The organism is Citrobacter sp. Cpo040 (assembly GCF_030332915.1).
Classification (GTDB): domain Bacteria; phylum Pseudomonadota; class Gammaproteobacteria; order Enterobacterales; family Enterobacteriaceae; genus Citrobacter; species Citrobacter portucalensis.
On the sequence record NZ_JAOWGX010000037.1, the window covers coordinates 492,956 to 519,479 of the forward strand.

Genomic DNA, 26,524 nt, shown 5'->3' on the forward strand with positions numbered 1-26,524 from the left:
CGCCGTTAAGATTTCGACTTAGGCATCTGTGAAACTAACGACAAGCTGACATCCATACCTTCAACCTGGAAATGCGGGATGGCGTACAGGCGCACGCGGAAGAAACCCGGGTTATCCTCAATGTCCTCCACCACGACACGCCCATCACGAAGCGGATGTGAAGCCTGCAAATCATCGCCAGGATCGGTCATTTCGGTTACCAGACTGCGTAACCAGTTGTTTAGTTCAAGCTCAAGCAGGCGGCGATCTTTGGTCGTACCAATGTTTTCTCGCTGCAAGATTTTCAGGTAATGAGCAATACGAGAAAGCAGGAAGATATACGGCAAACGTGAGTTAATTCGGCTGTTAGCTGTTGCTTCCGGGGTATCAAACTGTGCAGGTTTTTGAGCCGAGTTAGCAGAGAAGAAGCAGGCGTAATCACGATTCTTATAATAAGAAAGTGGAATAAAACCGAGGTTGGCGAATTCAAATTCACGAGTTTCCGGGATCATCACTTCAGACGGGATTTTCACCTGATTACCCGTCCCCAGATCGTACAAATGGATAGGTAAATCTTTAACCGCGCCACCCGCCTGTGGTCCACGGATCTGGACGCACCAACCATTCTTGATAAAACTTTTCACCATATTCACAGCGAAAGAGAAAGATGCGCTGGTCCACAGATATTTTTCGTGATCCGGGCCCTTAACTTCCTCGACATAGTTAAAGCTGCGCACAGGAATGGTATCAGGGCCGTACGGCAAACGCCCGAGTACACGCGGCATAGTTAATCCGATATAGCGTGAATCATCACTATCACGAAATGCTTTCCATTTGATGTATTCAGCACGTTCAAAATAATCATTGATATCTTTTATGGCTGCGACCTCTTCCATATTTTCTTTCAGGAAGAATTTCGGCCCAACTGAACCAATAAATGGCATATGGCAGGCTGCCGATACGCCAGAAATGTTGCGCAGCAGCGCGATATCCTGCGGGCTGTTATCAAATTCGTACGCTGAAATCATTGCCGCAATAGGTTCGCCACCTGGCTGGTCATATTCTTCAATATAAACATGACGATATAACCCACTCTGGATAAGTTCCGGCGCGTCATCAAAATCATCACGCAGCGCATCCTTACTGACATCCATCATTTCGACACGGACATTTCGGCGAAAATCGATACCAGAGATCATTGAATGCAAACCACGCCAGAGCGATTCTTGTTTTTGAAATTCAGCATGATGCATAACTTCATTAACCTGATCGCTAATCTGCTTATCCAGACGAGCAATCTGCTCATCGAGTAGCGTTTTATCCAGGCGTTCTAAGGGTTGTGCGGCATCCGCCAGACATGAGACCAGAACCTGAATAGCAGCGGTCACACGCTCCGCCGGAGCGGCATCAGAAAGCGCTTCATCACTCTGCCACGCATCTACATTTTTTAATGACGCGACGGGGGAAAGATTAATTTTGTCAAAGAGGGACTGATAAACACTGCGTTCACTGGTCGTGGTGGTCGCGGCTGAAGAGGTATGTTCCTGAACAGACATCAACATATTCCTTTTATGTTCCTTTACTATTCCTGCCGATTTAGCGGAGGAAACCCTGTAGAGCGTTAAATCTCTTCTGGCATCATAGTTGCCAGCTCATTACGCAATTCCTGACTCAGGGCTGGATCCTTAAGGATTGTTTCCAGCTCGCGACGAAAAGCAGCGTTATCGAGTAAGTTAGATTTCAGGTCACGTAGTAAGTTACGCATAGCCAACAGAACACGTAATTGTGGGATATTTCGTGCGACCTGCTCAGGTTCAAAATCGCGGATATTCTTAAAGGTAAGGTTAATATCGTCCTTTCTGTCATCATCAGCTAACGTATTTTTAACACTTAAATTAACCACTGGTGAAAACTTGGCCAGCACATCGTTAAAGTTATTTTTATTAATATCTATCTTTTCACGCTCAGATAATGGTCGCTGCTCTCTGCCATTACTGAAATCACCGACAGTTAGTAGTTTTAAAGGCAATTCAACTTTCTTTTGAACGCCTCCGGTGTGTAAATCTAACTTAATATTAACGCGTGCCGTCGGCACTTCATTCTGAAAACTGTCACCCATACGTCCCTCTCAGACCGGCGACTCCTGCCGGTATTTTGCGTTTCCTAATGGAGCACGTTCCAATCGCTCAACATGTTTCTTACAACGTCATTTCTGCAGGCAGTTAACAATGGCTGTTGATGACAATTAACTATTATAATTATCACGCTAATGCAATCCGATTATTCCATAGGTAAAAACATGATCAATGTCATTAATTAATCGAATAACACATTATGTTTTTATATTTAAAATGACAATCAAGAAGATATTTATCTAATACAAACAACAATAATTATTTAATGATTGATGCATTCATTTAACGAATGCATCAATCATTAAATATCATTTACCATGAGAATATTTACTGTCATTTATATAAATATAGACACTCATTTAAATATAAGTGCTATCAATCTAATCATAAATAAAAAAACCGGAGATATACTCCGGCTTTTCATATCTCACTCATGAGCGAGCAGAAAGATTAGTCTTCCTTCACCACAATCAGCGGTTCGATATCGCTCTCTTTTTTAATCACCAGCGACTCGTCACCACGCAGGCAGGTACCGCCATAGTTACCACCTACGGTAAAGGTACAAACCTGGATATATTTACCGGCAACTTTTGGCAGACACCAAAGCTGCTGATAAATGTTCTTCTGCTCGGCAAACTTACCGCTGGTTTTATCCAGTAGCTCTTCCTGATGACTCACAAGATCGATGTTGCTGCCACAACGTCCTGCAATAGGTTTCACCGCATAACCGGTTTGCGCCAGCTCTTCATTAACAGTGAAATCCGTATCAAGCAGATAACGGTGGTGCGGGAACAGTTGCCAGAGGATCGGCAGAATCGCTTTGTTGCCAGGGATCACCGTCCACAGAGGTTCGAAGACCAGCACTTCCGGGCGCAGCAGCACGTCGATTAAACGCACTTCCTGATTCGTATGCCCGGTACGAATTGGCACCGCGGCGTACTCCGTTTCGCTGACCTCGCGCACCTGTTCAATTGCGGTTTCCCACGCCCAGGTCTTCCAGACGCAGTTCACCAGACGGCCTTCCCCGTCAATCAATTGACCGGCGTCATCCCAGCGCAGTTCATCCAGACCTCGCAGAATTTTGCTGTCAAACCCGGCCTGACGCAGCGCCTGCTGCATAAACTGCGCGTGATAGTTTTCCTCGATATCCTTATCCTGCATGATGTGGACAAACGGACGTGCACGGCTGTGCTTCCAGGCACCTGCCAGTTCGTTGATCAACCCTTCAGCCGGGTTGTGTCCCTGCCCTGTGTAACCACGCTCGGCCCATCTTTCGAGAATCAAACCGGCTTCGGTATGACACGATGCGGAATCGGCGTTGTACTCATACACCTTCAGTCCACGTTCATCCATACAGAAATCCATACGCCCCGTAATCATATGATGCCGACGACGCTGCCAGGAAAGGCGCAGGCGCGGCCAGAGGATTTTCGGGATATCAAACAGCGCCAGCAGGTTGTCGTCTTTCAGCACCTTGTCGGTCGCATGCAGATACATCAGGTGCAGCTCGTTGGTGGCTTTAATCAGCTCCTGCTCGGCGCTCTCGGTAATGGTGAAGTATTGATGCGGGTCCTGATTAATCACATGGCCGTTCGCCAGCACGTAGGCTTTTTGAAGCGGGTCCTGCTCATTCAGCCATTTACCATCAAATTGCCCGTTATCTTCCAGTCGCGCGCCGCTAATTTTCAGCGAGTCATTGGCGATCTCCGGCTGCGGTAGGCTGAAACGGGTATCATCGGTCTGGATCATCCAACCAAGAATGGTCGTGTCGTCAAAGGTATCACGCAGGGTGTAACAACCGTTCTCAACCACCATCTCCAGTTCGCGGGTCCACTGCTGTCCGGGAGGCAGCGGCGTATGGAGCACGTTCTGTTCGGCAATACGGATTTTGTTTTCCAGCAACTGGGTGACGGCCGCCACATGCCCGGTATCTTTAAATTCGCCGCCTTTTTGCCAGATAAGCAGTGCGCCTGCTACCGGCGCGCGGGGCGAACCATTCGGAAATGCCTGTAACGGTAGGATGTTGTCATTCACCACTTCGCGCAGGAAGCGTAAGGAGAAGATCTCCCATGCCATGCCCACATCGGTGAAGACCATGCCATAGTTCAGGAAGAGAAAACGGCGGGCAAACTCTACGCACTGCCATTTGTGGCCCATATATTCGTCGTCGATATAGCTGCGAAATGCCGCATCATCGTCGTAGTCCCGTGGGTCGAGGGAGCTGTAATCTGAAGAGTAGATTGCTACGCCGCCTGGGGCGTAGCCCAATAATGTCCCGAATGGGGCATCCTGACTGGTCGTTCCTTTGCTCATGCACCTTACCTCAAAACAATACAGCCTGAGCAGGTTGGCGTGAATTTTTCGCTCTGATTGCCTGCTCTGCGACACTAACCGGACAGAGGTCGACATCATCATACACCTCAACGCAGCGGCTGGCGCTCAGAGGCGAAAAATTCACAGCAGGAACTACGCTTTGGTCAGGGTGACCGGTATGCTTTTATACGCCGGAGTCAAACTTTGTGTATCTACCGCATCCAGCGAAAGCAGGACATTCGCTTCAGGCAGATAAGCGCCAATTGAGCCAGCCGCCATGTTGTAAATCACCACCGTTAAGCCGTACATGATGCGATCCGCGCAGGGCTGACCGTTGTCGTCCAGCGCCTGAACGTTGACCACATCACCTTGGCTCAGACCGCGGCTCGTCGCTTCTTCGGCGCTTAAAAACACCACATCCCGACGGCCAGTAATGCCACGATAGCGATCGTTCATACCATAAATCGTGGTGTTGTACTGATCGTGGCTACGCAGCGTCGCCAGAACCAGTGCATCAGCAGGCTGATGTTCCCGCTCTACCGCCCGCTGATGGCTGACGATAAAGTTGGCTTTGCCATTCTCCGTTCGCCATTCACGGCGCGAAGCAGGCGTATCCATACGAAATCCGCCCGGCTCGGCAATACGTGCGTTGTAATCGTGGAACGCCGGGATCACGGCTTCAATGGCGTCACGGATCAACGCGTAGTCCCCGGTAAATGCTTCCCAGTTGATCGGAGAATGTGGCAGCGTGGCACGCGCCATGCCCGCCACAATCGCGGGCTCCGATTTTAGCCAGCGGGAAGCCGGCTTCAGCGCGCCACAGGAAGCGTGGACCATCGACATAGAATCTTCGACGGTCACCGACTGGATCCCCGTCGCCTGCATGTCGCGCTCCGTTCGGCCTAATGCAGGTAGCAGGTAGTTATGCTTTGCCAGCAGCAGATGCGATCTGTTCAGTTTGGTCGCCACATGGACCTGCAGATCCAGATTTTTCATCGCCGCAAAGGTACGCTGCGGCTGGGGCATCGCTACCGCCAGATTGCCGCCCATGCAGATGAGCGCTTTTGCATCTCCCCGCTCGATGGCCCGAATGCTCTCCACGCTGGAGCGTCCATGTTTGCGCGGAACGCGGATAGAAAAATGCTTCTCAAGTCGTTGCAGGAAGTCTTCGGACGCCGCTTCGTTGATCCCCACAGAACGATCGCCCTGCACATTAGAATGGCCGCGTAACGGGCAGATCCCCGCCCCCGGCTTACCCATATTACCTTTCAGCAACAACAGATTTACCAGTTGCTGGACGTTCTCGGTGCCGTTTTTATGCTGAGTGATGCCCAGACCATAACAAACAATCGTGGCGCTGGATTTACTGTAGCTGTGCGCCAGATCTTCCATCTGACTGCGCGTCAGGCCCGAGTCCTGTTCCAGCTCCGCCCAGTTATGCTGACGTAAGTCGTCATACAGCGCTGCATATCCCGCGGTATGTTGGTCGATAAACGCATGATCGAGCGTCGGCTGCTGATCCAGTAGGATCCGCGCTTCGTCCATTTCGATCAGCGCCTTCATTATGCCTTTGAGCAACGAGGCGTCACCGCCCATTTTTACCTGGTAGTAGTCGTTGCTCAGCTCCGTCGCCTGACCAGTGAACATCTCTTTCGCACTTTGCGGGAAGCTAAAGCGCTCAAGCCCCCTTTCGTTCAGCGGGTTGATGGAGATAATTTTGGCTCCACGTTTGGCAACGTCGCGTAAGGTGGTCAGCATGCGTGGATGGTTAGTACCAGGGTTATGCCCGATACAAATCACCAGATCGCAGTGGTCAAAATCATCAAGTTCAACGGTCCCTTTCCCAAGGCCAATGGCCGGCGTTAGCCCTGCACTGGTCGGTCCGTGGCACATGTTTGAGCAATCAGGAAAGTTGCTGCTACCATATTCGCGGGCAAACAGCTGATACAGGAACGCCGCCTCATTTGACGTTCTGCCGGAGGTATAAAACTCAACCTGTTGTGCTGAGTCATAGCTGCGCAGACGCTCGCCGATTTCCCGAAAGGCGATATCCCAATCCACCGCCTGCCAGGTGTCAGACACTGCATCGTATTTCATTGGATGCGTCAAACGACCAATGTTTTCCAGTTCATAATCGCTGTAGTGCCAGAGTGTGGAAACCGGGTGACGGCTGAAAAATTCCGGTGACGCTTTCTTACTGGTTGTCTCCCAGGAAACCGCCTTAACGCCATTTTCGCACAGCTCCATTGGCGCACGATGCCCGGGGTCCGGCCACGCGCAGCCCGGACAGTCGAACCCTTTCACCTGGTTCATTTTGAACATCGCGATAATGTCGCGCGCGACAGCCTTTTGCGAAAACACCGAAGCAGTGACGGCTTTTACCGCACCCCACCCACCCGCAGGGCCCTGATAACCGCTTACTCCTGGAACACCATTTTTCATTATTACTGCTTATTCACCGCCAATTTTTGATGGTGAATACGGTAGCAATTTCCGTCCAACATTGATTTCCTCTTCATGGAGTACGGGCCAGGTACAATGAACGGGTTAGATTTATCTTCCCCTTTCAGCACAAAGCGACATAAAGTCCCAATCTGTTAAATTGAGTTCTACCTAACTGCTACACTGCATCAACACAACCACTCAGAAGGCAGGTCAATATGTCAGACAATACCTATCAGCCCGCGAAAGTCTGGACGTGGGAAAAATCGAACGGCGGCGCATTCGCCAATATCAACCGCCCGATTTCCGGCGCCACCCACGAAAAAACGCTGCCGGTTGGCAAGCATCCGCTGCAGCTCTATTCGCTGGGTACACCAAACGGGCAGAAAGTGACGATTATGCTGGAGGAGCTGCTGGCGCAGGGCGTGAAGGGTGCGGAATACGATGCCTGGATTATTCGCATTGGCGATGGCGATCAGTTTTCCAGCGGCTTTGTTGAGGTGAATCCGAACTCGAAGATCCCGGCACTACGCGACCACTCGCAAAACCCACCGGTTCGCGTATTCGAATCTGGCGCAATCCTGCTCTATCTGGCGGAAAAATACGGTTATTTCCTGCCGCAGGATTTGGCAAAACGTACTGAAACACTGAACTGGTTGTTCTGGTTACAGGGTGCGGCGCCGTTCCTCGGTGGTGGTTTTGGTCACTTCTATAACTATGCGCCGGTAAAAATTGAGTACGCCATTAACCGCTTCACGATGGAAGCCAAACGCTTACTCGACGTACTGGATAAGCAGTTAGCACAGAATCAGTTTGTGGCAGGAGATGAATACACCATTGCCGATATGGCGGTTTGGCCGTGGTTTGGCAATGTGGTGCTGGGCAACGTGTACGACGCGGCAGAGTTCCTCGATGCAGGAAGTTACAAGCACGTACAGCGCTGGGCAAAAGAGGTTGCCGCGCGTCCGGCAGTTAAGCGAGGTCGTATTGTAAACCGCACTAACGGGCCGCTAAACGAGCAGCTTCATGAACGTCATGACGCCAGCGACTTCGACACCAATACCGAAGATAAGCGCCAGGGTTAACGCAAGATGCCGGATGGCGGCATAAATGCCTTATCCGGCCTACATAGAAGGCGTAGGCCTGATAAGCGTAACGCCATCAGGCACTAACCGATTGTCACACGCTGGTGACGTCGTACTCCATGCGGCGAAGTGCGTCTAACGTGGCTTTAGCTTCATCTTCATCAATGATGCTCATGGCGAACCCTACGTGCACCAGCACCCATTGCCCGACCAGCTCAGCGGTATCACCTTCACAAATCAGGGCAATATTGACATCACGTTTGATGCCGCACACTTCAACCTGCGCAAGCTGGTGAATATCTTCACCAACGGCCAGAACCTGACCAGGGACTCCAATACACATATCTGACTCCGCCCCATAGCAACCTATGGGTTATTCGACTTCAATACTTTTCACTTTCAGTGAATCGCCTGCATCAACCCGCAGACGATCGCCCTGACATAGTGGACACTGCGCATCATGCTGGGTGATTTCCACAACCTGACTGCAATCCCAGCACCATGCCTGGGCTGGTTTGTAATCAATATGCAGCTCACACCCTTGCGCCAGCGTGCCCTGACAGACGATGTCGAAACTGAAACGGACGGCGCTCTCTTCAACGCACGAGAGCGCTCCGATTTCCAGCCAAACGCCGGTTACACGTTTGACACCGTGCTGCTCTGCCTGCTGTTGAACAATCTCAACCGCGCTCTGACAAAGGGACAGCTCATGCATTTTCGCAGTTCCGACGACCCAGCAGCAGCGCGCGGCGATTTAGCTGCGGCGCATTCGGATCGCTCACCGGCAGCGATAACAGCATGCGCGCGCAATCGTCAGTCAGACGCACACCTTCTTGCGCCGACATACTGTGCGAAAGCGGCGACATCAGTGAACAGGAAAGGTATTGCGATACGCCCTCCAGTTCACCAACGGTAAAGGTCATCTCGCCATACGGCAGACGCAACCCGATTTTTTCACTGACTTTACGCACCGGCCAGATCTGGTCCGGTCCGGGGAAAATCAGTGCGCTGAGCATCCAGGGTGTGATAACACACCCCGTCCACTGTCCTTCAAACAGCGTAAAATCAGAGACATATACCGGCATGTTCGGATGCAAGAACGAGAGGTCGTGCATCGAACGCCGGGCAACCTCTTCAAACGCTGCCTGAATCTGCGTCTTCGGGGCCGTCTGAAAACCGACAAACTCCTCAGACATGAGCCGCCTCCCGAGGGATCGCTTCAACGCCTGATTCGCGAAGCGCGGCAAGAACCTGCTCCAGCGCAGGTTCAATCATCGCTTCAACCGTTGGCGTTAGTCCGATATGCGGTTCCAGCGATTCCGGAATAACGCCGACTAAGGTCAGCTTTTTCGGAAACTCGCCGGTAAAACGCAGGGCCGACAATACGTCGGCCAGGCCAAGCTGGTGCGGTGAGATTTTGTTGGTAAACAGCGCCGGGATCTCTTCATCCCGCAGGACCATCATCGTTCCTGGCGTGTTTTTCTTCGACACAATGGCGTCAGCAATGATCAGATGATCTCTGTTCGCCATATCGCCGAGAAGCTCCATCCCAGCCGTACCACCGTCCAGAACATCAACAAAGTCTGGCAGGATGTACCGTTGCTCTAATGCCTCAACGATACGTACCCCGATGGCTTCGTCGGTCAGCAAAATATTGCCGACCCCTAAGACTAATATCCGCATTACAGAACCTTAACTGAGACCACTTCGTTCCCGTCAACGTCCACCACATGCACCGCACATGACATACAAGGGTCGAAGGAGTGAATGGTACGAACCACTTCCAGCGGTTTGTTTGGATCGGCAATCGGCGTACCTACCAGCGAGCGCTCATACGGTCCCACTTCATCATTAAAGTTACGTGGGCCAGAGTTCCAGGTTGACGGTACAACCGCCTGGTAGTTGCTGATAATGCCGTCTTTAATCACCATCCAGTGAGACAGCATACCGCGTGGCGCTTCGAGGAAACCAACACCTTTGAATTCGCCTGTTGCCGGAATATCCGGTTTCACGAAGGTGGTGTGGTCGCCTTTACCGATGTTCACAATCAGCGCGTTGTACTGATCCTGCAGAACGTTCTGCAGTTCACAGCAGTGAACAGTACGGCCAATAATACGGCCCAGCGTAGAGTGCAACTGCGACACTTCGATAGTTTTACCGGTCAGCTTGGTGTAAATCGCGATGATTTCATTCAGCTTGGCATGGGTAGACTCGCGTTTGGCCGCCAGTTTACACAGCATGTTGGCCAGCGGACCCACTTCAACCGTTTTACCGTAGAAGGTCGGTGCTTTAACCCAGGAGTATTTGCCGTCGTCTGACCAACCGGTGTAATCAGGAACCGTTGTGCCTTCCCACGGAGCCTGCGGCGCTTCGTCTTTGTACCACGCGTGTTTCGCACTCTCCTGAATCCCTTTGATCAAGTACTCATCGGAGTGAGAGGTGATCGGACGATAGGTCGACAGATCAGCATCGGTGATGTAACCACCCGGGAACAGGAAGCTGCCGTTTTTACCGTCTGTCGGGAATTCCGGCGCACTCAGGTAGTTAACCGCACCCTGACCACGTTCCAGCCACTCAGGATAGAACGCAGCAATAACCGCGGTATCAACCTTGTACACCTGTTCAACGAAGTCGCTCAGCTTATCGATGAAGGACTTGATGTACATCAGGCGTTCAAGGTTCAGCACACCGAGGCCGTCAAGGTTAATTGGGTTAGCAACCCCACCTACCGCCAGGTTCTGGATGTGCGGAGTTTTACCGCCCAACAGTGCCACAACGCGGTTGGCATCACGCTGGCATTCCAGCGCTTGCAGGTAGTGTGCGACCGCAATCAGGTTCACTTCCGGCGGCAGCTGCATTGCCGGGTGCCCCCAGCAACCGTTAGCAAAAATGCCTAACTGACCGCTGGCAACAAGATCTTTGATCTTGTTCTGAACCTTGGTGAACTCTTCTGCGCTGTTCAGGTGCCAGGAGGACACGCCGTTCAGCATGGCAGACGCTTTCGCTGGGTCAGCTTTCAGGGCAGAGGTGATATCCACCCAGTCCAGCGCAGACAGCTGATAGAAGTGAACAATGTGGTCATGCGTGGTGTGCGCGGCCAGAATGATGTTACGGATATACTGTGCGTTCACCGGAACATCAATATTCAGCGCACTTTCTGCTGCACGAACGGAAGAGATAGCGTGAGTGGTCGTACAAACGCCACAGATACGCTGCACAATCATCCAGGCATCGCGCGGATCGCGGTTTTTCACGATCTCTTCCATGCCGCGCCACATGGTACCGGAAGCCCATGCTTTAGATACCACGCCATTTTCGATTTCGCAGTCGATGCGTAAATGACCCTCAATACGGGTTACCGGATCAATAGTAATTCTCTGGCTCATGCTTTGCTCGCCTCATGACGATTTTGATCGTTTTGTTTTAAAGGAGGAAGTATCGGCAGTAGACGAATGAGTACGATGTATGCACAAATCTCAATAGCCACAAAACCAATAGAAATCAACAGCTCTTCCCAGGTTGGGAAGTAGTGGTAGCCACCACCAGGATTGAACGCCACCAGCGAATAGGACAGACGCCATGTTGCACAACCCAGCAATGCGCTCAGCGCAGACAGATACAGCATGCGCGAGTCATTACGCAGCTTAGTGACACGCAGCACCACCAGCGGGAAGACCATTAGCACGACTTCAAGCCAGAACATCAGGGAGTAAAGATCGCCTGAGAACGCATAGGACAGCTTGTCGCGATAGATCAGTTCGCCAAAGCGCAGAACGACGAAAATAGCCAGCAGCACGCTGATGGTATTCGTCAGCTTGATGAACAAACTTTTCTCGTCCGGACCGTTACCTTTCAGACCGGCTTGTACCAACGAGCCTTCAAAGATGACGATCGAGAAGCCCATAATAAAGGCGGTTAATACCGAGAAAAGCGGCAGCATTTCATAAGCTTGCCATAGCGGATGCACCTTATAACCCGCAGAAATCATCAATGAACCCATTGAAGACTGGTGCATGGTTGGCAGCAGCGCGCCGAGGGCAATAATAAAGAACATCACTTTATTCAAACGTTTGAGGGAAACTTTCCACCCCAAGCGTTCAAACAGAGCCGGAGCAAATTCCAGCGCCATGATGCCGATATAGATGGTCATACAGACCGCCGTTTCGAACAGTACCGAGTTCACGTTGAAGTGGCCCGGAATGTAGAAATACGGCAGGTTCCAGTAACGACCGACGTCAATGGTGATCGACAGACCACCCAACGAGTAGCCAAACAGGCTCGCCAGCAGCGCCGGACGAACCAACGGATGGTATTGTCCTCTGTTGAAAACGTACACCGCCCACGCCAGCGCCCAACCGCCGCACGCGAAGCCAGTACCAATCAACAGGTCAAACGCGATCCATACACCCCATGGGAAACCGCCGTTCAGATCGGAGACTGAGCCCAGTCCGAAGACCAGACGTTTCACGATCAGGAGCATACACAGGACGATAAGCGGCCCAAAAATAATGACCGGTTTGCTGATTATTTTTCCGCCCAGCGGTTTAGGATCATGACTCATGATCGTCTCCTCCATCGTGATGGTCGTTTTTCGTGTTACGACGAACCAGCACGGTTAAGCCCGCCAGCGCAGCCAGGGGTAATATCATGCCCTTGTACAGGGAATGTTGAACATGTTCGGAACGCGCACCAGTTGAAAGATCATCCAGCTTCGGCAGATCCAAATCCTCGTAAGGAACACCCGTCAGTACCATAACCTGCGTACCACCACCTTCTTTCTCACCGTACAGGTGCGGGTAGTACTTCGGTACCGTATGCAGATAGGTATCGCCTGCTTTCACCGTCTGACGCGGATAGTGGTATTCGCTACCTGGCTTCAGCGCGAGACGTTTTTTCGCCTCAGCCATCAGCTCTTCACGCGTACCAAAAATCACCGCACCGGCAGGGCACACTTCAACACAACCCGGTAAACCACCTTTGTCCAGACGCTCAACGCCTTTCTGGTTACACAGTTCACATTTGTGAAGCGCACCAAACGGGTTGTTGTAGTCGTACTTAGGCACGTTGTACGGGCAGGCGACCATGCAGTAACGACAGCCCGTGCAGACATCTTTGTCATAATGGACGATGCCGGTTTTCGGATCTTTCTTCAGCGCGGAGACCGGGCAAACGGAAACGCAGTTCGGATCAACACAGTGCATGCACTGTTTCTTGATGTATGCGTAACCATTTTCTTCCTGGTCTTTGTTAACGCCTGTTCCGCTACGCCACACCTGAATGATGTTATTGGTATACGGCGACAGTTTGTCGTTGTTCGACCAGGTTTGCTCGCCTTCCGGGTTACGCGCCGGGAAGTTGATATCCTGACACTTGGTGACACAGGCCTGGCAGCCTACGCACAGCGTCGAGTCATAGAGCATCCCAAGAGAACCAGGGATCGGCGGACGGTTTTCTGCAGCCGCATGGCTGATGGACGGCGCTGCGCCCAACAGCAATGCCCCGCTGGAGGCTGCTTTAATAAAGTTACGTCTGTTCACGGTTATTCTCCCCGTGAGTCAGCGTTATCTTTCTTCTGCTGACGCCCCAGTTCACGAACCGCCATCACGCTGACACCGGCAACCAGTCCTACTACGCCACCCAGCAGTCCAATCGCTCCGGCAGAAACATTGCCGCCTTCTTTCATGTTGACATCAGGTTTCTCGGAACGCGGCGTTTGGTTTTCCACGTGAGCAAGCTGGTGAATACCTTTATGGAAGCCGACGCCTTCTTCGTTACAGCCGTAGCAAGGGTGACCGATAGCCACCGGCCACACGCCACCCACATCGCAGAATTGCAGCGTTGAGCAGTTGCCGTAGGTTTCTGGTCCTTTACAGCCCAGATGGTAGAGGCACCAACCTTCACGGTGGCCTTCATCGCCAAACTCTTTAGCAAAGCGACCAGCATCGAAGTGCGGGCGGCGTTCGCAGTGTTCGTGAATCAAACGGCCATAGGCGAATGTCGGACGGTTTTTGGTATCCAGCTTCGGCGGCTTACCATAAGTGATGATATGCGCGACCGTTGCGAGGAAGTTATGCGGGTTCGGCGGACAGCCGGGGATGTTGATGATGGTTTTGCCTGGCAGAACTTCTTGCAGGCCGACGGCACCCGTTGGGTTAACGCCAGCGGCAGCAACACCACCCCACGCGGCGCAAGAGCCGATGGCAATGATAGCGGCTGCGCCTTCTGCGGCCCGGCGGATGTGATCCACGATCGGCTCACCGGCAACCATGCAGTAAATACCATTATCTTTCAGTGGGATAGAACCATCTACTACCAGAACATATTGCCCTTTGTACTTCTCCAGAGCGTTATGTTTGTTCTCTTCGACCTGATGGCCGAAGGCGGCAGAGAGCACCTCATGGTATTCCAGAGAGATTGTCTCCAGAACGAGGTTTTCCACTGTAGGGTGTGTCGCGCGAAGCAGCGATTCAGTACAACCCGTACACTCCTGAGCACCAATCCAGATAACCGGTGGGCGCTGAGGACGAGAAACTGATTCGGCCATTTCTGCGGCGGCTTTGCTACTGAGCCCCATGGTAGCGGCCAGTGCTGCACAAAGCTTCATGAAATCACGGCGATTAATGCCGCTCGAATTGATGAGAGAGTTATCTCCAGTCATTTTATAGTTATTCCGTTGCGAAGACCTGGCTTTTATTTTGCACCATTCGCATGTTGCATATTGCGATCGGCGCGCCATTACCACACTTTTTATATGGTTATGTGCATTATAATACTTCGGCGGAGCAACAAAACGAAGGCGTAGGTCAATAGTGTAATTAATTAAAGCAAGATAATACCCCTTTCGGATCAAGCTTCGAGTCGATAGCCGGCCATGAAAAACCGAATTGTTGTACTGGACTGGTTCTCTTTAAAGAAATCCATCACCATCTCTTTATCCAGCCCATAACGGCGCGTCAGGATCCCCGCTTCCCACGCGCTGAGCTGTCGATCGCCCGTTTTTTCAAACATTCGATGTGAAAATCCCAGCACAAAACCACGCTTATAATCCGCACAAAAATTCGCCACCGAGCGTGCACTGTCCGCACTTGAGGCGTTTAATCCGGCCATCAGGCCTTTACCAAAATGGTTGTCCATGCATAACCCCCAATCGCTATATAATAAATTATATAGCGATTTTTTAAGCAAAGACCAGAGGTATCACGAACTTTTTATAACGGCTTAAAAGGACACCCACTCATCCGTTTTAGCGGCCGCAGACGTTTTGCTGTCTGCTGAAGAGGAAGCGGTTTGACTGGCTGCGTATTGCACATCATTAGCGGAAAGGCGGAACTGTTGCACCGAGCGTTGCAGCTCCTCTGTTTGTCGTTCCAACGCCACTGCCGCGGCGGAAACTTGTTCTACCAATGCAGCGTTCTGTTGCGTTACGCTGTCCATCTGCGTGATCGCCACGCTCACCTGCGAGATACCCTTATTCTGTTCTTCCGAGGCAGAGGCAATTTGCTTCATGATGACAGTCACTTCGGTGGCGCCGCGCAGAATCGCCTCCATGGTTAATCCTGTTTCTTTAACCAGACGAGCGCCCTGATCAACACGACGCGATGACTCGCCAATCAGCGTCTCAATCTCTTTCGCCGCCCCGGCGCTGCGACTGGCAAGGTTGCGTACTTCACCGGCGACGACGGCAAAACCGCGCCCCTGCTCGCCTGCCCTGGCTGCTTCAACCGCCGCGTTCAGCGCCAGAATGTTGGTCTGGAAAGCAATGCTATTAATAACTGACGTGATTTCCGCGATCTGTTTAGAGCTGGCGGCAATGCCGTCCATCGTCTCTACCACTTCCGAAACCAGCGTGCTCCCTTTGCCTGCCGTTTCTGTGGCCGTATCGGCAAGTTGGCTGGCTTCACGCGCATTTTCTGCGTTCAGTTTTACCGTTGCGGTCAGTTGCTCCATGCTGGCAGCGGTCTCTTCCAGTGCCGCAGCCTGCTCTTCAGTACGTGAGGAGAGATCGTTGTTCCCGGTGGAAATTTCCGTCGCCCCTCGCCAGATGTTGTCACTACCTGAACGGATGGTACTGACGGCTTCACGCAGGCTATCCTGCATCGCGCACAATAACGGCACCAGTTGACCCACACAGTTACGACCAAAATCTTCGATGGGATGGCTGAGATCGCCCTGCGCAATCTGCTGGAACTGTTGGCGAATACGTCCCAGCGGTTTCACCATCATGGAAACAAGGTAGCGGTCGGTAAAGAAAAGGAGGGCAATCCCAAGAATAACGGCGGTGATAATTAGCGTCCGGATGATAGAGGTTTTGCCATCGACCATCACGCGGGTGGTATCGAGTCGCTCACCTGCCGTGGCGTTAAAACGCTCGGCACTGGCGCCAAATTCACGGCTCAACGCGGGTGTAATAGTGCTGGCATGCTCCGCAAAGGCCGTAAGCGTGCCCTGCTGCGCCAGTTGCATTTGCGGGATCACGCCGTTGTCCAGCAGCGCCTGCCACTTCGTCAGTACTGCGTTAGCGACGTCAGGATCCATTGGTCCCGGAGACAACGTTTTCATCTCCTGGAGTTTTTTGCTCATATTCTCCAGGGACTGTTGCGCTGGCGCAAAATCAGGCATTCCGCCACTCATTTTGACATCCATGGCGCGACTTAAGCGCGTTACGAAGCGAAAGTACTGATCGTTACCCTGACTGAGAACCGTCATCTGATGGACAAGATGACGGTCAATATCATTGCCTTCAGATATTTTTGATAACGAATGAAGACTGAATAAACCCACGCCCGACCAGAGCAGGCAAAAAAGTCCCAGTATTGCCAACATGACAATACGAATAGTGAAGTTTTTCAGCAAACGCATAATAATTTCCTTGCCGTTGATGAGGAATTCGCCATCAGGCGATACTTATCCTTGTTATCGGCAGGCAGTAGAGAAGATATAATGCGTTCTTTATTTTTTTACTTTCTTAAGTACATCCACTATCTCTCCACACTATATCAATATGAATGCTAATGAAATTAGGTAGCATTATTATTCAGGTAATTAGTTATAAGCATTAAATAATCTATTGTTTTCTATCGCAAATATTTGTTAAACCACGCAAGAGTACGTTCCCAGGCTAAATCAGCGGCAGCTTTATCATAACGGGGGGTCGAATCGTTGTGAAAGCCATGATTAACACCGGGATAGATATAGGCTTCATAGACTTTCTTATTGGCCTTAAGCGCCGCTTCATAGGCAGGCCATCCCTCATTAATACGTGTGTCTAATTGCGCATAGTGCAGTAATAAAGGCGCGTTTATTTTAGGGACATCTGATGCAGGAACCTGCCGCCCATAAAAAGGCACCGCGCAGGCCAGTTCAGGGAAAGCCACAGCAGCGGCATTCGACACACCACCACCGTAGCAAAATCCGGTAATACCTACCTTTCCCGTCGTCCCTGAATAATGTTGCATAAATTCAATGGCGGCAAAAAAATCATTCATCAACTTTACGGGATCAACCTGCTGCTGCAATTCCCGACCTTTATCATCATTGCCAGGATATCCCCCTACCGAACTTAATCCATCCGGTGCAAGTGCCATAAAGCCCGCCTTCGCCACCCGTCTCGCCACATCTTCAATATACGGATTCAGCCCACGATTCTCATGCTCTACCACCACCGCCGGAACTTTCCCTGTCACCTTCGCAGGTTTAACTAAATACCCCCGCACATCACCATGCCCTTCAGGCGAAGGATAGGTAATATATTCCGCCAGAATATCGGGATCGGTAAATTCTACCTGCGTTGCGAGGGCATAGTTGGGTTTCAATAAATTGAATAAGGCCAACGCCGTCATGCCACCCACTGCATATTTCGCTGCCAGATTGAGAAACTCGCGTTTCGTTATTTTGCCATGCGCGTAATAGTCATAGTAGTCGAGCAGTTCTTGCGGAAAATCTTTGGCAGTCAAACGCGGCATCGTCGCACTCCTGATTGATGTTTTTTTAAGCAAAGCACAGTGACCTGTTTTTGCCCAGTTTTTCATCTCAGTGTGACCTGGTGAACGGGATATTCACCGTGAACCCGCTAGAATAGAAACGTTGTTTCGAAATTCACCTGCACTAAGGAGATCTCATGGCCTGGTTTGCCAATCCTGAACGTTACGAGCAGATGCTCTATCGCTACTGTGGGCGCAGCGGTTTGCGTTTACCCGCGCTATCGCTGGGTTTATGGCACAGTTTTGGGCACGTTCAGGCGCTGGATTCACAGCGCGCCCTGTTGCGTAAAGCATTTGATTTAGGCATCACGCATTTTGATTTAGCCAATAACTATGGGCCGCCACCAGGCAGCGCAGAAGAGAATTTTGGCCGATTACTGCGCGAGGATTTTGCACACTATCGCGATGAACTGATTATCTCCACCAAGGCAGGCTATGACATGTGGCCTGGGCCATACGGTTCTGGCGGTTCGCGCAAATACCTGCTCGCCAGCCTCGACCAGAGTCTGAAACGCATGGGTCTCGACTATGTCGATATCTTCTACTCTCACCGCGTTGACGAAAATACGCCAATGGAAGAGACCGCCTCGGCGCTGGCCCACGCCGTGCAAAGCGGTAAAGCGCTGTATGTCGGCATCTCATCCTATTCTCCGGAACGTACGCAGAAAATGGCCGAGTTGATGCGGGAATGGAAAATTCCATTGCTGATCCATCAGCCGTCTTACAACCTGCTTAACCGCTGGGTAGACAGCAGCGGCCTGCTGGATACGCTGGAATCCAACGGCATGGGCTGCATCGCATTTACGCCGCTGGCTCAGGGACTGCTGACGGGGAAATACCTTAACGGTATTCCGGAAGGTTCACGCATGCAGCGTGAAGGGAAAAAAGTTCGTGGGTTAACGGAAAACATGCTGACGGAAGAAAACCTTACCAGCCTGCGTTTGCTTAATGAGATGGCGCAACAGCGTGGACAGTCGATGGCACAAATGGCCTTAAGCTGGCTGCTAAAAGACAACAGGGTAACGTCGGTATTGATTGGCGCCAGTCGACCGGAGCAACTGGAAGAAAACGTTCAGGCGCTGGCGAATCTGACGTTCAGCGCCGAAGAACTGGCGCAGATCGATAAGCACGTCGCGGACGGTAAGCTGAACCTGTGGCAGGCCTCATCTGACAAATAGCCGTAGGTAATACCGTGCCGGGTAGCAACGTTGTTCTTCCCGGCACATAATACGGGCCAGCCAGCTCCTCACACCTCTTCTGCTTTGATTTCTGGGCGCTGATATTCAGGCCACACCAGCGCGACAAGTGCAGGGTAGGCTTCCAGGCTGAACTCCCTGAAGCACTGACGTAAGTTAAGCACGTCCAGATCGGCATGCGGGACTTTCTCGCCACTCAGACAGCGTTTTTTAATATTGTCGTAATATTTATACACTGCAGAGTTGAGATCGCTGCAACGCCGCTGTGCATCAAATAGCCCTGGCGTCTCATTCAGCTCCACCATTGTCATCCGTTTGATCGTCGAGTGGATAAAATCGATATATTCGTGATTGACGCGCCAATACCAAACCGGAGTAATCGAATTCATCAGTACCGAGAAATGATCTTCACCCTCTTCTTTACTCAGTATTTCCGGCTGGTTTTCAGCGTATCCATTTTCTGCATTACGGTTTTTATTTGCACTGCGCATCAACAAAAGTACCCCGCAGGTCAGCAATAGCAGGGTAATAACAGAATAAAATATACTGTTCATATACTGGCTCCATTTTTTTTGATTTTAAAATTACGCCATGCTATTGTCAACGCGGCATGGTTTATTTAAAACAACATATCATTGGCATCAAAGGATATTTCAACATGCTTCCCGAGCATCTTGTTCCCTCGTGTTTTCACTTATCCAGCTCACCTGACAATACCACCTCCACAGATAATAGTGAAAATTTGACTCAGGGGAAGATAACATTAAGCGATTACGAATCCGATATTTTGATTAGCTCAACCGCTACCGGTCAGTCACGAAATATGCTATTTGAAGAGTGCGACCGCCATTTAAAAGAGCGTCTATTTCGTGCAGCAAAAATTGAGTCATTCTCTCGTCTACTCAATTCACTACAGGCAGAAGGCGACATTAATGCACAAGAATTAAGTAAAATTTTGACTCAAAAAACAGCCATCATAAATGAACAGGGCAACAAAATTTGGCTTAATTTAATTACCCGTGAAACCAGCGACCCTATTTTTTATTCTCTGGAAGAGAAATAAAATGAAAGATGTTGAGGATAATAATGTTTATTTGGCTTTAGATAACCATAAAAGCGATGAGTTTGTCTTAAGGCAAAATTTAGCCGTGTTGATTGCCAATAAAAACGCGACACTGGAAAGCGTTGCTCAGGAGATAGTCTCTATTCCCGCTGCACTGGTGCGGATGAAATGGCAAAATCGCCGTGAAATTTACTCGCTACAGGCTAAAGAAGAGATCTACGGTGCCGCGATTGAAGCCATTATGGAGCAGCAACCAGAACTGCGGGACAAAATCATGGCCCGACTGGAAAGCACCTACCAGCATATACTCGCGCGGGAAACGGCCACCTTACGCCTGACGCGAAAGCTGTCTGAAGGGAACTACGAACCCACCAGGATAACCACGGTCGCGTTAGATGAGAACAGATAAGAACAAGAGTGCAAGGGAGTTGAATCAGGAGAGACACGCCAGGTAAGGCGGCAACCATTACCCGGCAATGATGAGGATTACTTCGCTTTCACAGTCTCTTCGCCAACCAGACCAATCTTCAGGAAGCCCGCCTGATGCAGCGTATCCATCACCTTCATCATGGTCTCATAATCAACGGTTTTATCTGCCCGGAAGAAAATCGTGGTGTCTTTCTTCCCGTCAGTTAACGCATTTAGCTCGTTAATCATGGTTTCATCCGTCACCTGATTGTTGCCAATAAACATACTCTTATCGGCTTTAACTGACAGGTAAACCGGTTTTTCCGGACGCGGCTGCGGCGTGCTGGTGGAGGCAGGGAGATTCACCTTCACATCTACGGTTGCCAACGGCGCGGCAACCATAAAGATGATCAATAAAACCAACATAACGTCGATAAACGGCGTCACGTTGATTTCATGCATTTCACCGTTGTCGTCCAGGTTTTCATTAAAGCTCATTGCCATGGAACATTATCCTACACGTAATTTCTGCGCTGCACGTACCGGATGCGCGGATGCGCTTGCATTCAGGTCCAGATCGCGACTTTGCAGCAACAGCACCTGTGCCGCGACGTCACCCAGCATCGCTTTATAGCTGCCAATCTGACGTGCGAAAATGTTGTAGATAACAACCGCTGGAATTGCTGCAACCAGACCAATTGCGGTCGCTAACAGCGCTTCTGCGATACCCGGCGCAACAACGGCCAGGTTGGTGGTTTGAGTTTGTGCAATCCCGATGAAGCTATTCATGATGCCCCATACGGTACCGAACAGACCGACGAATGGTGAGATAGCCCCGATGGTGGCCAGGTATCCGTTACCGCGGCCCATATGACGACCTACCGCCGCCACACGACGCTCCAGACGGAAGCCGGTACGCTCTTTAATGCCTTCGTTATCGTCGCTGCCTTCTGACAGTTCCAGCTCGTTCTGCGCTTCGTTAATCAACTGTGCGCCCAGGCTTTTACCATCGAATCCTGCGGCAATTTCACTTGCCTGATCTAAAGAGCGGGCATCTGCCAGCAGTTGCTGTTCACGCTTAAGGCGGCGTTTCTGAGTAAAGAACTCAAGGCTCTTACTAAAGAAGATAGCCCAGGTGACCACTGACGCCAAAATCAGTCCAATCATCACGCACTTAACCACGATATCGGCGTGCTGATACATACCCCAGACGGAAAGATCCGTCTGCATCAAATTATTACCCACTCTGTATCTCCAGGACGCAAATCACAAAATCTGAGCGTAATCATATCAAAACGACGTCGAATTGATAGTCGTTCTCATTACTATTTACATATTGCCGCACCTTTGGTTTCTTTTCCTTGCGCTTACGCAGTAAAAAAGTCACCAGAAGCATTTTGAGATTATTTTCTACTGTATGACCGTTCTGCAGGATGCGTCATCTTTGATTCATGGTAGTTTAGACATCCAGACGTATAAAAACAGGTAAGACAACATGGCAGATAAGCAACTTGAAACCAAGCTCGTTCACGCAGGACGCAGTAAAAAGTACACGCTGGGCTCAGTAAATAGCGTGATCCAGCGCGCTTCTTCGCTGGTATTTGACACCGTAGAGGCCAAAAAACAGGCCACGCACAACCGGGCGAACGGTGCGCTTTTCTATGGGCGTCGCGGAACCCTGACGCATTTCTCTCTGCAGGAAGCGATGTGCGAACTGGAAGGCGGCGCGGGTTGCGCGCTGTTCCCCTGCGGTGCGGCGGCCGTTGCCAACACCATCCTTGCCTTTGTGGAGCAAGGGGATCATGTGCTGATGACCAATACCGCCTATGAACCCAGTCAGGATTTCTGCACCAAAATTCTCGGTAAGCTCGGCGTGTCCACCGGCTGGTTCGATCCGCTGGTTGGCGCCGATATCGTTAAGCACATACAGCCGAACACGAAAGTCGTATTTCTGGAATCTCCCGGTTCTGTCACTATGGAAGTGCATGATGTTCCCGCTATTGTTGCCGCCGTCAGAAGCGTCGCGCCGGATGCAATCATCATGATTGATAACACCTGGGCTGCCGGGGTGCTGTTCAAAGCGTTGGATTTTGGCATCGATATCTCTATTCAGGCAGGCACCAAATATCTGATTGGTCATTCTGACGGCATGGTCGGCACGGCGGTATCTAATGCCCGCTGCTGGGATCAACTGCGCGAAAATGCCTATCTGATGGGGCAAATGCTGGACGCCGATACCGCCTATATGACCAGCCGTGGACTGCGTACGCTGAGCGTTCGCCTGCGTCAGCACCATGAAAGCAGCTTAAAGGTCGCCGAGTGGCTGGCCAGCCATCCGCAGGTCGCCCGCGTGAACCACCCGGCACTGCCCGGCAGTAAAGGGCATGAATTCTGGAAGCGTGATTTTACCGGTAGTAGCGGCCTGTTCTCCTTTGTATTGAATAAGAAGCTCAATAATGAGGAGCTTGCTGCGTATCTGGATCACTTCAGCCTGTTCAGCATGGCCTACTCCTGGGGCGGTTTTGAGTCGCTGATTCTCGCCAACCAGCCGGAACACATTGCGGCAATCCGTCCGCAAGGCGAGGTGGATTTCAGCGGAACGCTCATCCGTTTACATATCGGTTTAGAGAATGTTGACGATCTGATTGCCGATTTGGCCGCAGGATTTGCCCGAATCGAGTAAAATTGCCACAGATGGACATATATGCAGACACTTCTGGTGGAAAAGTCTGCAATTGTTGCGTCCGGGATCAAGGCATCCCGGGCAATTCAGGAGTACAATCCACACATAAACGCTGTTCCACAGGAAAGTCCATGGTAGTCATTCAAGATATTGTCTCCGCGCTCTGGCAACACGATTTTGCCGCACTGGCGGATCCGCACGTTGTGAGCGTGGTGTACTTCGTCATGTTCGCCACGCTGTTTTTAGAAAATGGCCTGCTGCCCGCCTCCTTTTTACCCGGAGACAGCCTGTTATTACTGGCAGGAGCGCTGATCGCTCAGGACGTGATGAGTTTTTTACCTACCATAGCTATTCTGACGGCCGCAGCCAGTCTGGGCTGCTGGCTGAGTTATATTCAGGGACGCTGGCTAGGCAACACGCGCACGGTGAAAGGCTGGTTGGCGCAATTACCGGAAAAATACCATCAGCGCGCGACCTGCATGTTTGACCAACACGGTCTGATGGCGCTGCTGGCAGGGCGTTTCCTGGCGTTTGTTCGCACCTTACTGCCAACGATGGCGGGCATTTCAGGGCTTCCTAACCGTCGGTTCCAGTTTTTTAACTGGCTGAGTGGCCTGCTGTGGGTCACCGTCGTCACCAGTTTCGGCTATGCGCTGAGCATGATCCCGTTCGTTAAACGCCATGAAGATCAGGTGATGACCTTTCTAATGATCCTGCCGATTGCCCTGTTAACCGCAGGATTGTTGGGAACATTGTTCGTGGTGATTAAAAAAAAATACTGTAGCGCCTGAGTATTATCCGTAGCCGGGGTAATTCCCGGCATTATGCCTGATGGCGCGCGGCTTTAAGGCCTACAAGAAATCAACTCCCCTGCATCATACGAATTCTTGCTGCATCTTCCCCCGGCGTTACGCCAAAGAAACGTTTGAACTCCCGACTGAATTGCGATGCGCTCTCATAGCCGACGCGCATGGCAGCCGCACTGGCCTTCATTCCATCGTGAATCATCATCATCCGTGCTTTATGCAGGCGATAGCTCTTAAGATATTGCAGCGGCGACGTGCTGGTCACCGCTTTAAAATTATGATGAAACGCCGACACGCTCATGTTCGCCTCTGCCGCCAGCTGTTCTACATTGAGGTTTTCAGTGTATTTGGTTTCAATCCGCTTCAGTACCCGGCTTATCAAACTGAAATGCGTCTGGCGACTGACCAGAGCAAGTAACGCGCCGCCGCGCGGTCCGGTCAGCACATGGTAGAGGATCTCGCGAATAATCTGTTTCCCCAGAATACGCGCATCCAGCGGTCGCTCCATCACATCCAGCAGGCGCTCAGCAGCGCAGAGAATTTCGTCAGAGAGCGTTGCAGAGTTAATCCCGCTGGCCGCCATGGCGGGCTGGAACAGCTCGTCTTCCCCAATGTCCATCAGCAGCTCCTGCAATTGCAGGATATCGACATTCAGGTAAATACCGGCCAGAGGAACCTCCGGCGTCGCATAGGTTTCACATTCAAAGGGTAAAGGTACGGTTAGCAGCAGGTATTCGTTGGCGTCATAGCGAAATACGCGCTCATTGATGTAACCAATTTTATGTCCCGAAAAGAGAAATATGATGCCTGGCTGATACATGACCGGTGTACGCGCCGCCGGCTCCGTACCGTGTAGCAGGCGGACATCTGGCAGCAGTTCGTTAAGTCTATTTTCATTGTTTTTCAGCTGCTTAATTTTATCTGTCAGCAGAAGACAGATCTCATCACGGTTCATGGGACACCATTTCATCATCGGTTTTCGACCCTGACATAATGCGCAGATTTATCCGTTTTCTCCAGCAGTCTGTAGAAATGGGCAAGACATCGGCAGAAATGAGCATTGAGAGCAGCGCGGCGGGCGACCACAATGTTCATCATCCGGCAGACACTCACCTGCCCTCTTTTATTACCCACCAAAGGGAACGAGCAATGAACAACTTTAATCTCCATACCCCAACACGTATTTTGTTTGGTAAAGGCGCGATTGCTGAGCTGCGCGATCAAATTCCTCAGGACGCTCGCGTACTGGTTACCTACGGCGGCGGCAGCGTGAAAAAAACTGGCGTCCTGGCGCAGGTTCAGGACGCGCTGAAAGGCGTGGATGTGCTGGAGTTTGGCGGTATCGAGCCAAACCCGTCTTATGAAACGCTGATGAACGCAGTAAAAATCGTGCGTGATGAGAAAGTGACGTTTCTGCTGGCGGTAGGTGGCGGTTCAGTGCTGGACGGCACCAAATTCATCGCGGCAGCGGCACAGTACGCTGATGGCATCGATCCATGGCGCATTCTGGAAACCCACGGCAACGACGTAACAAGCGCCATCCCGATGGGCTCCGTATTAACCCTGCCTGCAACCGGCTCTGAATCTAACTCCGGCGCGGTAATTTCGCGTAAAACCACCGGCGATAAACTGGCCTTTATGACCCCGTTTGTGCAGCCAGTATTTGCCGTTCTGGATCCGGTTTACACCTACACCCTGCCGCCGCGTCAGGTTGCAAACGGCGTTGTGGATGCTTTTGTTCATACCGTGGAACAGTATGTGACTTATCCGGTAGACGGGAAAATTCAGGATCGCTTTGCCGAAGGCATTCTGCTCACGCTGGTAGAAGAAGGTCCGAAAGCCTTGCAGGAGCCGGAAAACTACAACGTGCGTGCGAACGTCATGTGGGCGGCAACCCAGGCGCTGAACGGCCTGATTGGCGCAGGCGTACCGCAGGACTGGGCAACGCATATGCTGGGCCATGAACTGACCGCAATGCACGGTCTGGATCATGCTCAAACGCTAGCCATCGTTCTGCCAGCGCTGTGGAATGAAAAACGTGATACCAAGCGTGCCAAACTGCTGCAATACGCAGAGCGTATCTGGAATATCACCGAAGGTTCCGACGACCAGCGCATCGACGCCGCCATTGCCGCTACCCGCGCTTTCTTCGAACAAATGGGCGTACCCACTCGCCTGTCTGACTATGGCCTGGACGGTAGCTCCATCCCGGCATTGCTGGAAAAACTGGAAGCACACGGTGGTACGCAACTGGGCGAACATCAGGACATTACGCTTGAAGTCAGCCGTCGGATTTACGAAGCTGCCCGCTAAGGTTTTTTAACCTCCGCCTTTCGTTTTTGGGTATTTATACCAGGCTTAAGTCACACCTAACTCACCGGGGGCTGCCCCGGTGAACTCAATTTACACCCAATCATTCACGATGCATCGAGGC

Annotated in this window: 26 protein-coding genes; 7 read left to right on the forward strand and 19 right to left on the reverse strand. The window is 51.3% G+C overall.

All coding sequences use genetic code 11. From position 1 onward, the window contains the following. Positions 1-5 precede the first annotated feature (5 nt). The 4 genes from tssC to OGX86_RS20850 form a co-directional block, all read right to left on the reverse strand. The gene (gene tssC, locus OGX86_RS20835; protein WP_048225521.1) at positions 6-1,535 is read right to left on the reverse strand and encodes a type VI secretion system contractile sheath large subunit; all 1,530 of its coding nucleotides are present in this window, start codon (positions 1,533-1,535) and stop codon (positions 6-8) included. Positions 1,536-1,600: 65 nt separating this feature from the next. Beyond that, positions 1,601-2,098, reverse strand: a complete 498-nt coding sequence (tssB, locus tag OGX86_RS20840; protein ID WP_048225523.1) for a type VI secretion system contractile sheath small subunit — start codon at positions 2,096-2,098, stop codon at positions 1,601-1,603. Between the two features lie 466 nt (positions 2,099-2,564). Continuing rightward, the gene (gss, locus tag OGX86_RS20845; RefSeq protein WP_286640606.1) at positions 2,565-4,427 is read right to left on the reverse strand and encodes a bifunctional glutathionylspermidine amidase/synthase; all 1,863 of its coding nucleotides are present in this window, start codon (positions 4,425-4,427) and stop codon (positions 2,565-2,567) included. 153 nt (positions 4,428-4,580) lie between these two features. Beyond that, entirely contained in the window at positions 4,581-6,869 is a 2,289-nt protein-coding gene (locus OGX86_RS20850) for an FdhF/YdeP family oxidoreductase (RefSeq protein ID WP_258885893.1), read from the reverse strand. Between the two features lie 218 nt (positions 6,870-7,087). On the opposite strand from OGX86_RS20850, the gene yghU reads away from it, so the two are divergent. Continuing rightward, positions 7,088-7,954 carry a glutathione-dependent disulfide-bond oxidoreductase gene (gene yghU / locus OGX86_RS20855; RefSeq protein WP_008785803.1) on the forward strand — a complete coding sequence of 289 codons (867 nt, stop codon included), beginning with the start codon at positions 7,088-7,090 and terminating at the stop codon, positions 7,952-7,954. A 94-nt stretch (positions 7,955-8,048) separates the two neighbouring features. On the opposite strand, the gene hybG is transcribed toward yghU, so the two are convergent. From hybG to yghX, 11 genes are all read right to left on the reverse strand, one after another. Beyond that, positions 8,049-8,297 carry a hydrogenase maturation factor HybG gene (hybG, locus tag OGX86_RS20860; RefSeq protein ID WP_286640609.1) on the reverse strand — a complete coding sequence of 83 codons (249 nt, stop codon included), beginning with the start codon at positions 8,295-8,297 and terminating at the stop codon, positions 8,049-8,051. A gap of 30 nt (positions 8,298-8,327) precedes the next feature. After that, on the reverse strand, positions 8,328-8,669 hold the full coding sequence (hypA, locus tag OGX86_RS20865; RefSeq protein ID WP_003828349.1) for a hydrogenase maturation nickel metallochaperone HypA: 342 nt from the start codon (positions 8,667-8,669) through the stop codon (positions 8,328-8,330). Then, complete coding sequence (gene hybE, locus OGX86_RS20870) at positions 8,662-9,150, reverse strand: hydrogenase-2 assembly chaperone (RefSeq protein WP_008785804.1); 489 nt, start codon at positions 9,148-9,150, stop codon at positions 8,662-8,664. The genes hypA and hybE overlap by 8 nt, the downstream gene beginning before the upstream one ends. Next, positions 9,143-9,637: a HyaD/HybD family hydrogenase maturation endopeptidase gene (locus tag OGX86_RS20875; RefSeq protein ID WP_032944999.1), complete on the reverse strand. Its 495-nt coding sequence runs from the start codon at positions 9,635-9,637 to the stop codon at positions 9,143-9,145. The genes hybE and OGX86_RS20875 overlap by 8 nt, the downstream gene beginning before the upstream one ends. Continuing rightward, positions 9,637-11,340, reverse strand: coding sequence for a hydrogenase 2 large subunit (gene hybC / locus OGX86_RS20880; protein ID WP_003828353.1), 1,704 nt, complete (start codon positions 11,338-11,340; stop codon positions 9,637-9,639). The genes OGX86_RS20875 and hybC overlap by 1 nt, the downstream gene beginning before the upstream one ends. Continuing rightward, positions 11,337-12,515 carry a Ni/Fe-hydrogenase cytochrome b subunit gene (gene hybB / locus OGX86_RS20885; RefSeq protein WP_003828354.1) on the reverse strand — a complete coding sequence of 393 codons (1,179 nt, stop codon included), beginning with the start codon at positions 12,513-12,515 and terminating at the stop codon, positions 11,337-11,339. The genes hybC and hybB overlap by 4 nt, the downstream gene beginning before the upstream one ends. Next, positions 12,505-13,491, reverse strand: coding sequence for a hydrogenase 2 operon protein HybA (hybA, locus tag OGX86_RS20890; protein ID WP_003828357.1), 987 nt, complete (start codon positions 13,489-13,491; stop codon positions 12,505-12,507). Before hybA ends, hybB begins: the two co-directional genes overlap by 11 nt. 2 nt (positions 13,492-13,493) lie before the next feature. Then, a complete protein-coding gene (gene hybO, locus OGX86_RS20895) occupies positions 13,494-14,612 on the reverse strand; it encodes a hydrogenase 2 small subunit (RefSeq protein WP_003024486.1) in 1,119 nt (372 codons plus the stop codon). A 188-nt stretch (positions 14,613-14,800) separates the two neighbouring features. Further along, the gene (locus tag OGX86_RS20900) at positions 14,801-15,088 is read right to left on the reverse strand and encodes a DUF2623 family protein (RefSeq protein ID WP_003024490.1); all 288 of its coding nucleotides are present in this window, start codon (positions 15,086-15,088) and stop codon (positions 14,801-14,803) included. Positions 15,089-15,172: 84 nt separating this feature from the next. Further along, positions 15,173-16,813 carry a methyl-accepting chemotaxis protein gene (locus tag OGX86_RS20905; protein WP_048225534.1) on the reverse strand — a complete coding sequence of 547 codons (1,641 nt, stop codon included), beginning with the start codon at positions 16,811-16,813 and terminating at the stop codon, positions 15,173-15,175. Between the two features lie 215 nt (positions 16,814-17,028). Further along, positions 17,029-17,916 carry a YghX family hydrolase gene (gene yghX, locus OGX86_RS20910; RefSeq protein WP_286640734.1) on the reverse strand — a complete coding sequence of 296 codons (888 nt, stop codon included), beginning with the start codon at positions 17,914-17,916 and terminating at the stop codon, positions 17,029-17,031. Positions 17,917-18,071: 155 nt separating this feature from the next. On the opposite strand from yghX, the gene OGX86_RS20915 reads away from it, so the two are divergent. Continuing rightward, complete coding sequence (locus OGX86_RS20915) at positions 18,072-19,112, forward strand: aldo/keto reductase (RefSeq protein ID WP_032945003.1); 1,041 nt, start codon at positions 18,072-18,074, stop codon at positions 19,110-19,112. 68 nt (positions 19,113-19,180) lie between these two features. Here OGX86_RS20915 and OGX86_RS20920 read toward each other — a convergent pair whose 3' ends face one another. Next, positions 19,181-19,684 (reverse strand): ESA_00282 family adhesion-associated protein, encoded by a 504-nt coding sequence (locus OGX86_RS20920; protein ID WP_008785809.1) that lies wholly within the window; start codon positions 19,682-19,684, stop codon positions 19,181-19,183. 104 nt (positions 19,685-19,788) lie between these two features. Between OGX86_RS20920 and OGX86_RS20925 the strand changes: the two genes are divergently transcribed. Together OGX86_RS20925 and OGX86_RS20930 are read left to right on the forward strand one after the other, a co-directional pair. Next, positions 19,789-20,193: a hypothetical protein gene (locus OGX86_RS20925; RefSeq protein WP_048225538.1), complete on the forward strand. Its 405-nt coding sequence runs from the start codon at positions 19,789-19,791 to the stop codon at positions 20,191-20,193. Position 20,194: 1 nt separating this feature from the next. Then, a complete protein-coding gene (locus OGX86_RS20930) occupies positions 20,195-20,602 on the forward strand; it encodes a cytoplasmic protein (protein WP_286640610.1) in 408 nt (135 codons plus the stop codon). A gap of 77 nt (positions 20,603-20,679) precedes the next feature. Here the strand turns inward: OGX86_RS20930 and exbD are convergent, their stop codons facing one another. Beyond that, complete coding sequence (gene exbD / locus OGX86_RS20935; protein ID WP_008785812.1) at positions 20,680-21,105, reverse strand: TonB system transport protein ExbD; 426 nt, start codon at positions 21,103-21,105, stop codon at positions 20,680-20,682. 6 nt (positions 21,106-21,111) lie between these two features. Continuing rightward, positions 21,112-21,846: a tol-pal system-associated acyl-CoA thioesterase gene (exbB, locus tag OGX86_RS20940; protein ID WP_048225540.1), complete on the reverse strand. Its 735-nt coding sequence runs from the start codon at positions 21,844-21,846 to the stop codon at positions 21,112-21,114. Between the two features lie 250 nt (positions 21,847-22,096). Here exbB and metC point away from each other — a divergent pair, with 250 nt between their 5' ends. Further along, positions 22,097-23,284 carry a cystathionine beta-lyase gene (gene metC / locus OGX86_RS20945; protein WP_032945009.1) on the forward strand — a complete coding sequence of 396 codons (1,188 nt, stop codon included), beginning with the start codon at positions 22,097-22,099 and terminating at the stop codon, positions 23,282-23,284. A gap of 131 nt (positions 23,285-23,415) precedes the next feature. Then, positions 23,416-24,075: a DedA family general envelope maintenance protein YghB gene (gene yghB / locus OGX86_RS20950; protein WP_003024510.1), complete on the forward strand. Its 660-nt coding sequence runs from the start codon at positions 23,416-23,418 to the stop codon at positions 24,073-24,075. A gap of 70 nt (positions 24,076-24,145) precedes the next feature. Here yghB and OGX86_RS20955 read toward each other — a convergent pair whose 3' ends face one another. Beyond that, on the reverse strand, positions 24,146-25,045 hold the full coding sequence (locus OGX86_RS20955; protein ID WP_136392350.1) for an AraC family transcriptional regulator: 900 nt from the start codon (positions 25,043-25,045) through the stop codon (positions 24,146-24,148). A gap of 194 nt (positions 25,046-25,239) precedes the next feature. Here OGX86_RS20955 and yqhD point away from each other — a divergent pair, with 194 nt between their 5' ends. Continuing rightward, positions 25,240-26,403 carry an alcohol dehydrogenase gene (gene yqhD, locus OGX86_RS20960; RefSeq protein WP_286640612.1) on the forward strand — a complete coding sequence of 388 codons (1,164 nt, stop codon included), beginning with the start codon at positions 25,240-25,242 and terminating at the stop codon, positions 26,401-26,403. Positions 26,404-26,524 lie beyond the last annotated feature (121 nt).

Excerpts from the sequence above, each read along its gene's own strand:
- tssC (WP_048225521.1), bottom strand. The coding sequence starts at position 1,535 with ATGTCTGTTCAGGAACATACCTCTTCAGCCGCGACCACCACGACCAGT.
- tssB (WP_048225523.1), bottom strand. The coding sequence starts at position 2,098 with ATGGGTGACAGTTTTCAGAATGAAGTGCCGACGGCACGCGTTAATATT.
- gss (WP_286640606.1), bottom strand. The coding sequence starts at position 4,427 with ATGAGCAAAGGAACGACCAGTCAGGATGCCCCATTCGGGACATTATTG.
- OGX86_RS20850 (WP_258885893.1), bottom strand. The coding sequence starts at position 6,869 with ATGAAAAATGGTGTTCCAGGAGTAAGCGGTTATCAGGGCCCTGCGGGT.
- yghU (WP_008785803.1), top strand. The coding sequence starts at position 7,088 with ATGTCAGACAATACCTATCAGCCCGCGAAAGTCTGGACGTGGGAAAAA.
- hybG (WP_286640609.1), bottom strand. The coding sequence starts at position 8,297 with ATGTGTATTGGAGTCCCTGGTCAGGTTCTGGCCGTTGGTGAAGATATT.
- hypA (WP_003828349.1), bottom strand. The coding sequence starts at position 8,669 with ATGCATGAGCTGTCCCTTTGTCAGAGCGCGGTTGAGATTGTTCAACAG.
- hybE (WP_008785804.1), bottom strand. The coding sequence starts at position 9,150 with ATGTCTGAGGAGTTTGTCGGTTTTCAGACGGCCCCGAAGACGCAGATT.
- OGX86_RS20875 (WP_032944999.1), bottom strand. The coding sequence starts at position 9,637 with ATGCGGATATTAGTCTTAGGGGTCGGCAATATTTTGCTGACCGACGAA.
- hybC (WP_003828353.1), bottom strand. The coding sequence starts at position 11,340 with ATGAGCCAGAGAATTACTATTGATCCGGTAACCCGTATTGAGGGTCAT.
- hybB (WP_003828354.1), bottom strand. The coding sequence starts at position 12,515 with ATGAGTCATGATCCTAAACCGCTGGGCGGAAAAATAATCAGCAAACCG.
- hybO (WP_003024486.1), bottom strand. The coding sequence starts at position 14,612 with ATGACTGGAGATAACTCTCTCATCAATTCGAGCGGCATTAATCGCCGT.
- OGX86_RS20900 (WP_003024490.1), bottom strand. The coding sequence starts at position 15,088 with ATGGACAACCATTTTGGTAAAGGCCTGATGGCCGGATTAAACGCCTCA.
- OGX86_RS20905 (WP_048225534.1), bottom strand. The coding sequence starts at position 16,813 with ATGCGTTTGCTGAAAAACTTCACTATTCGTATTGTCATGTTGGCAATA.
- yghX (WP_286640734.1), bottom strand. The coding sequence starts at position 17,916 with ATGCCGCGTTTGACTGCCAAAGATTTTCCGCAAGAACTGCTCGACTAC.
- OGX86_RS20915 (WP_032945003.1), top strand. The coding sequence starts at position 18,072 with ATGGCCTGGTTTGCCAATCCTGAACGTTACGAGCAGATGCTCTATCGC.
- OGX86_RS20920 (WP_008785809.1), bottom strand. The coding sequence starts at position 19,684 with ATGAACAGTATATTTTATTCTGTTATTACCCTGCTATTGCTGACCTGC.
- OGX86_RS20925 (WP_048225538.1), top strand. The coding sequence starts at position 19,789 with ATGCTTCCCGAGCATCTTGTTCCCTCGTGTTTTCACTTATCCAGCTCA.
- OGX86_RS20930 (WP_286640610.1), top strand. The coding sequence starts at position 20,195 with ATGAAAGATGTTGAGGATAATAATGTTTATTTGGCTTTAGATAACCAT.
- exbD (WP_008785812.1), bottom strand. The coding sequence starts at position 21,105 with ATGGCAATGAGCTTTAATGAAAACCTGGACGACAACGGTGAAATGCAT.
- metC (WP_032945009.1), top strand. The coding sequence starts at position 22,097 with ATGGCAGATAAGCAACTTGAAACCAAGCTCGTTCACGCAGGACGCAGT.
- yghB (WP_003024510.1), top strand. The coding sequence starts at position 23,416 with ATGGTAGTCATTCAAGATATTGTCTCCGCGCTCTGGCAACACGATTTT.
- OGX86_RS20955 (WP_136392350.1), bottom strand. The coding sequence starts at position 25,045 with ATGAACCGTGATGAGATCTGTCTTCTGCTGACAGATAAAATTAAGCAG.
- yqhD (WP_286640612.1), top strand. The coding sequence starts at position 25,240 with ATGAACAACTTTAATCTCCATACCCCAACACGTATTTTGTTTGGTAAA.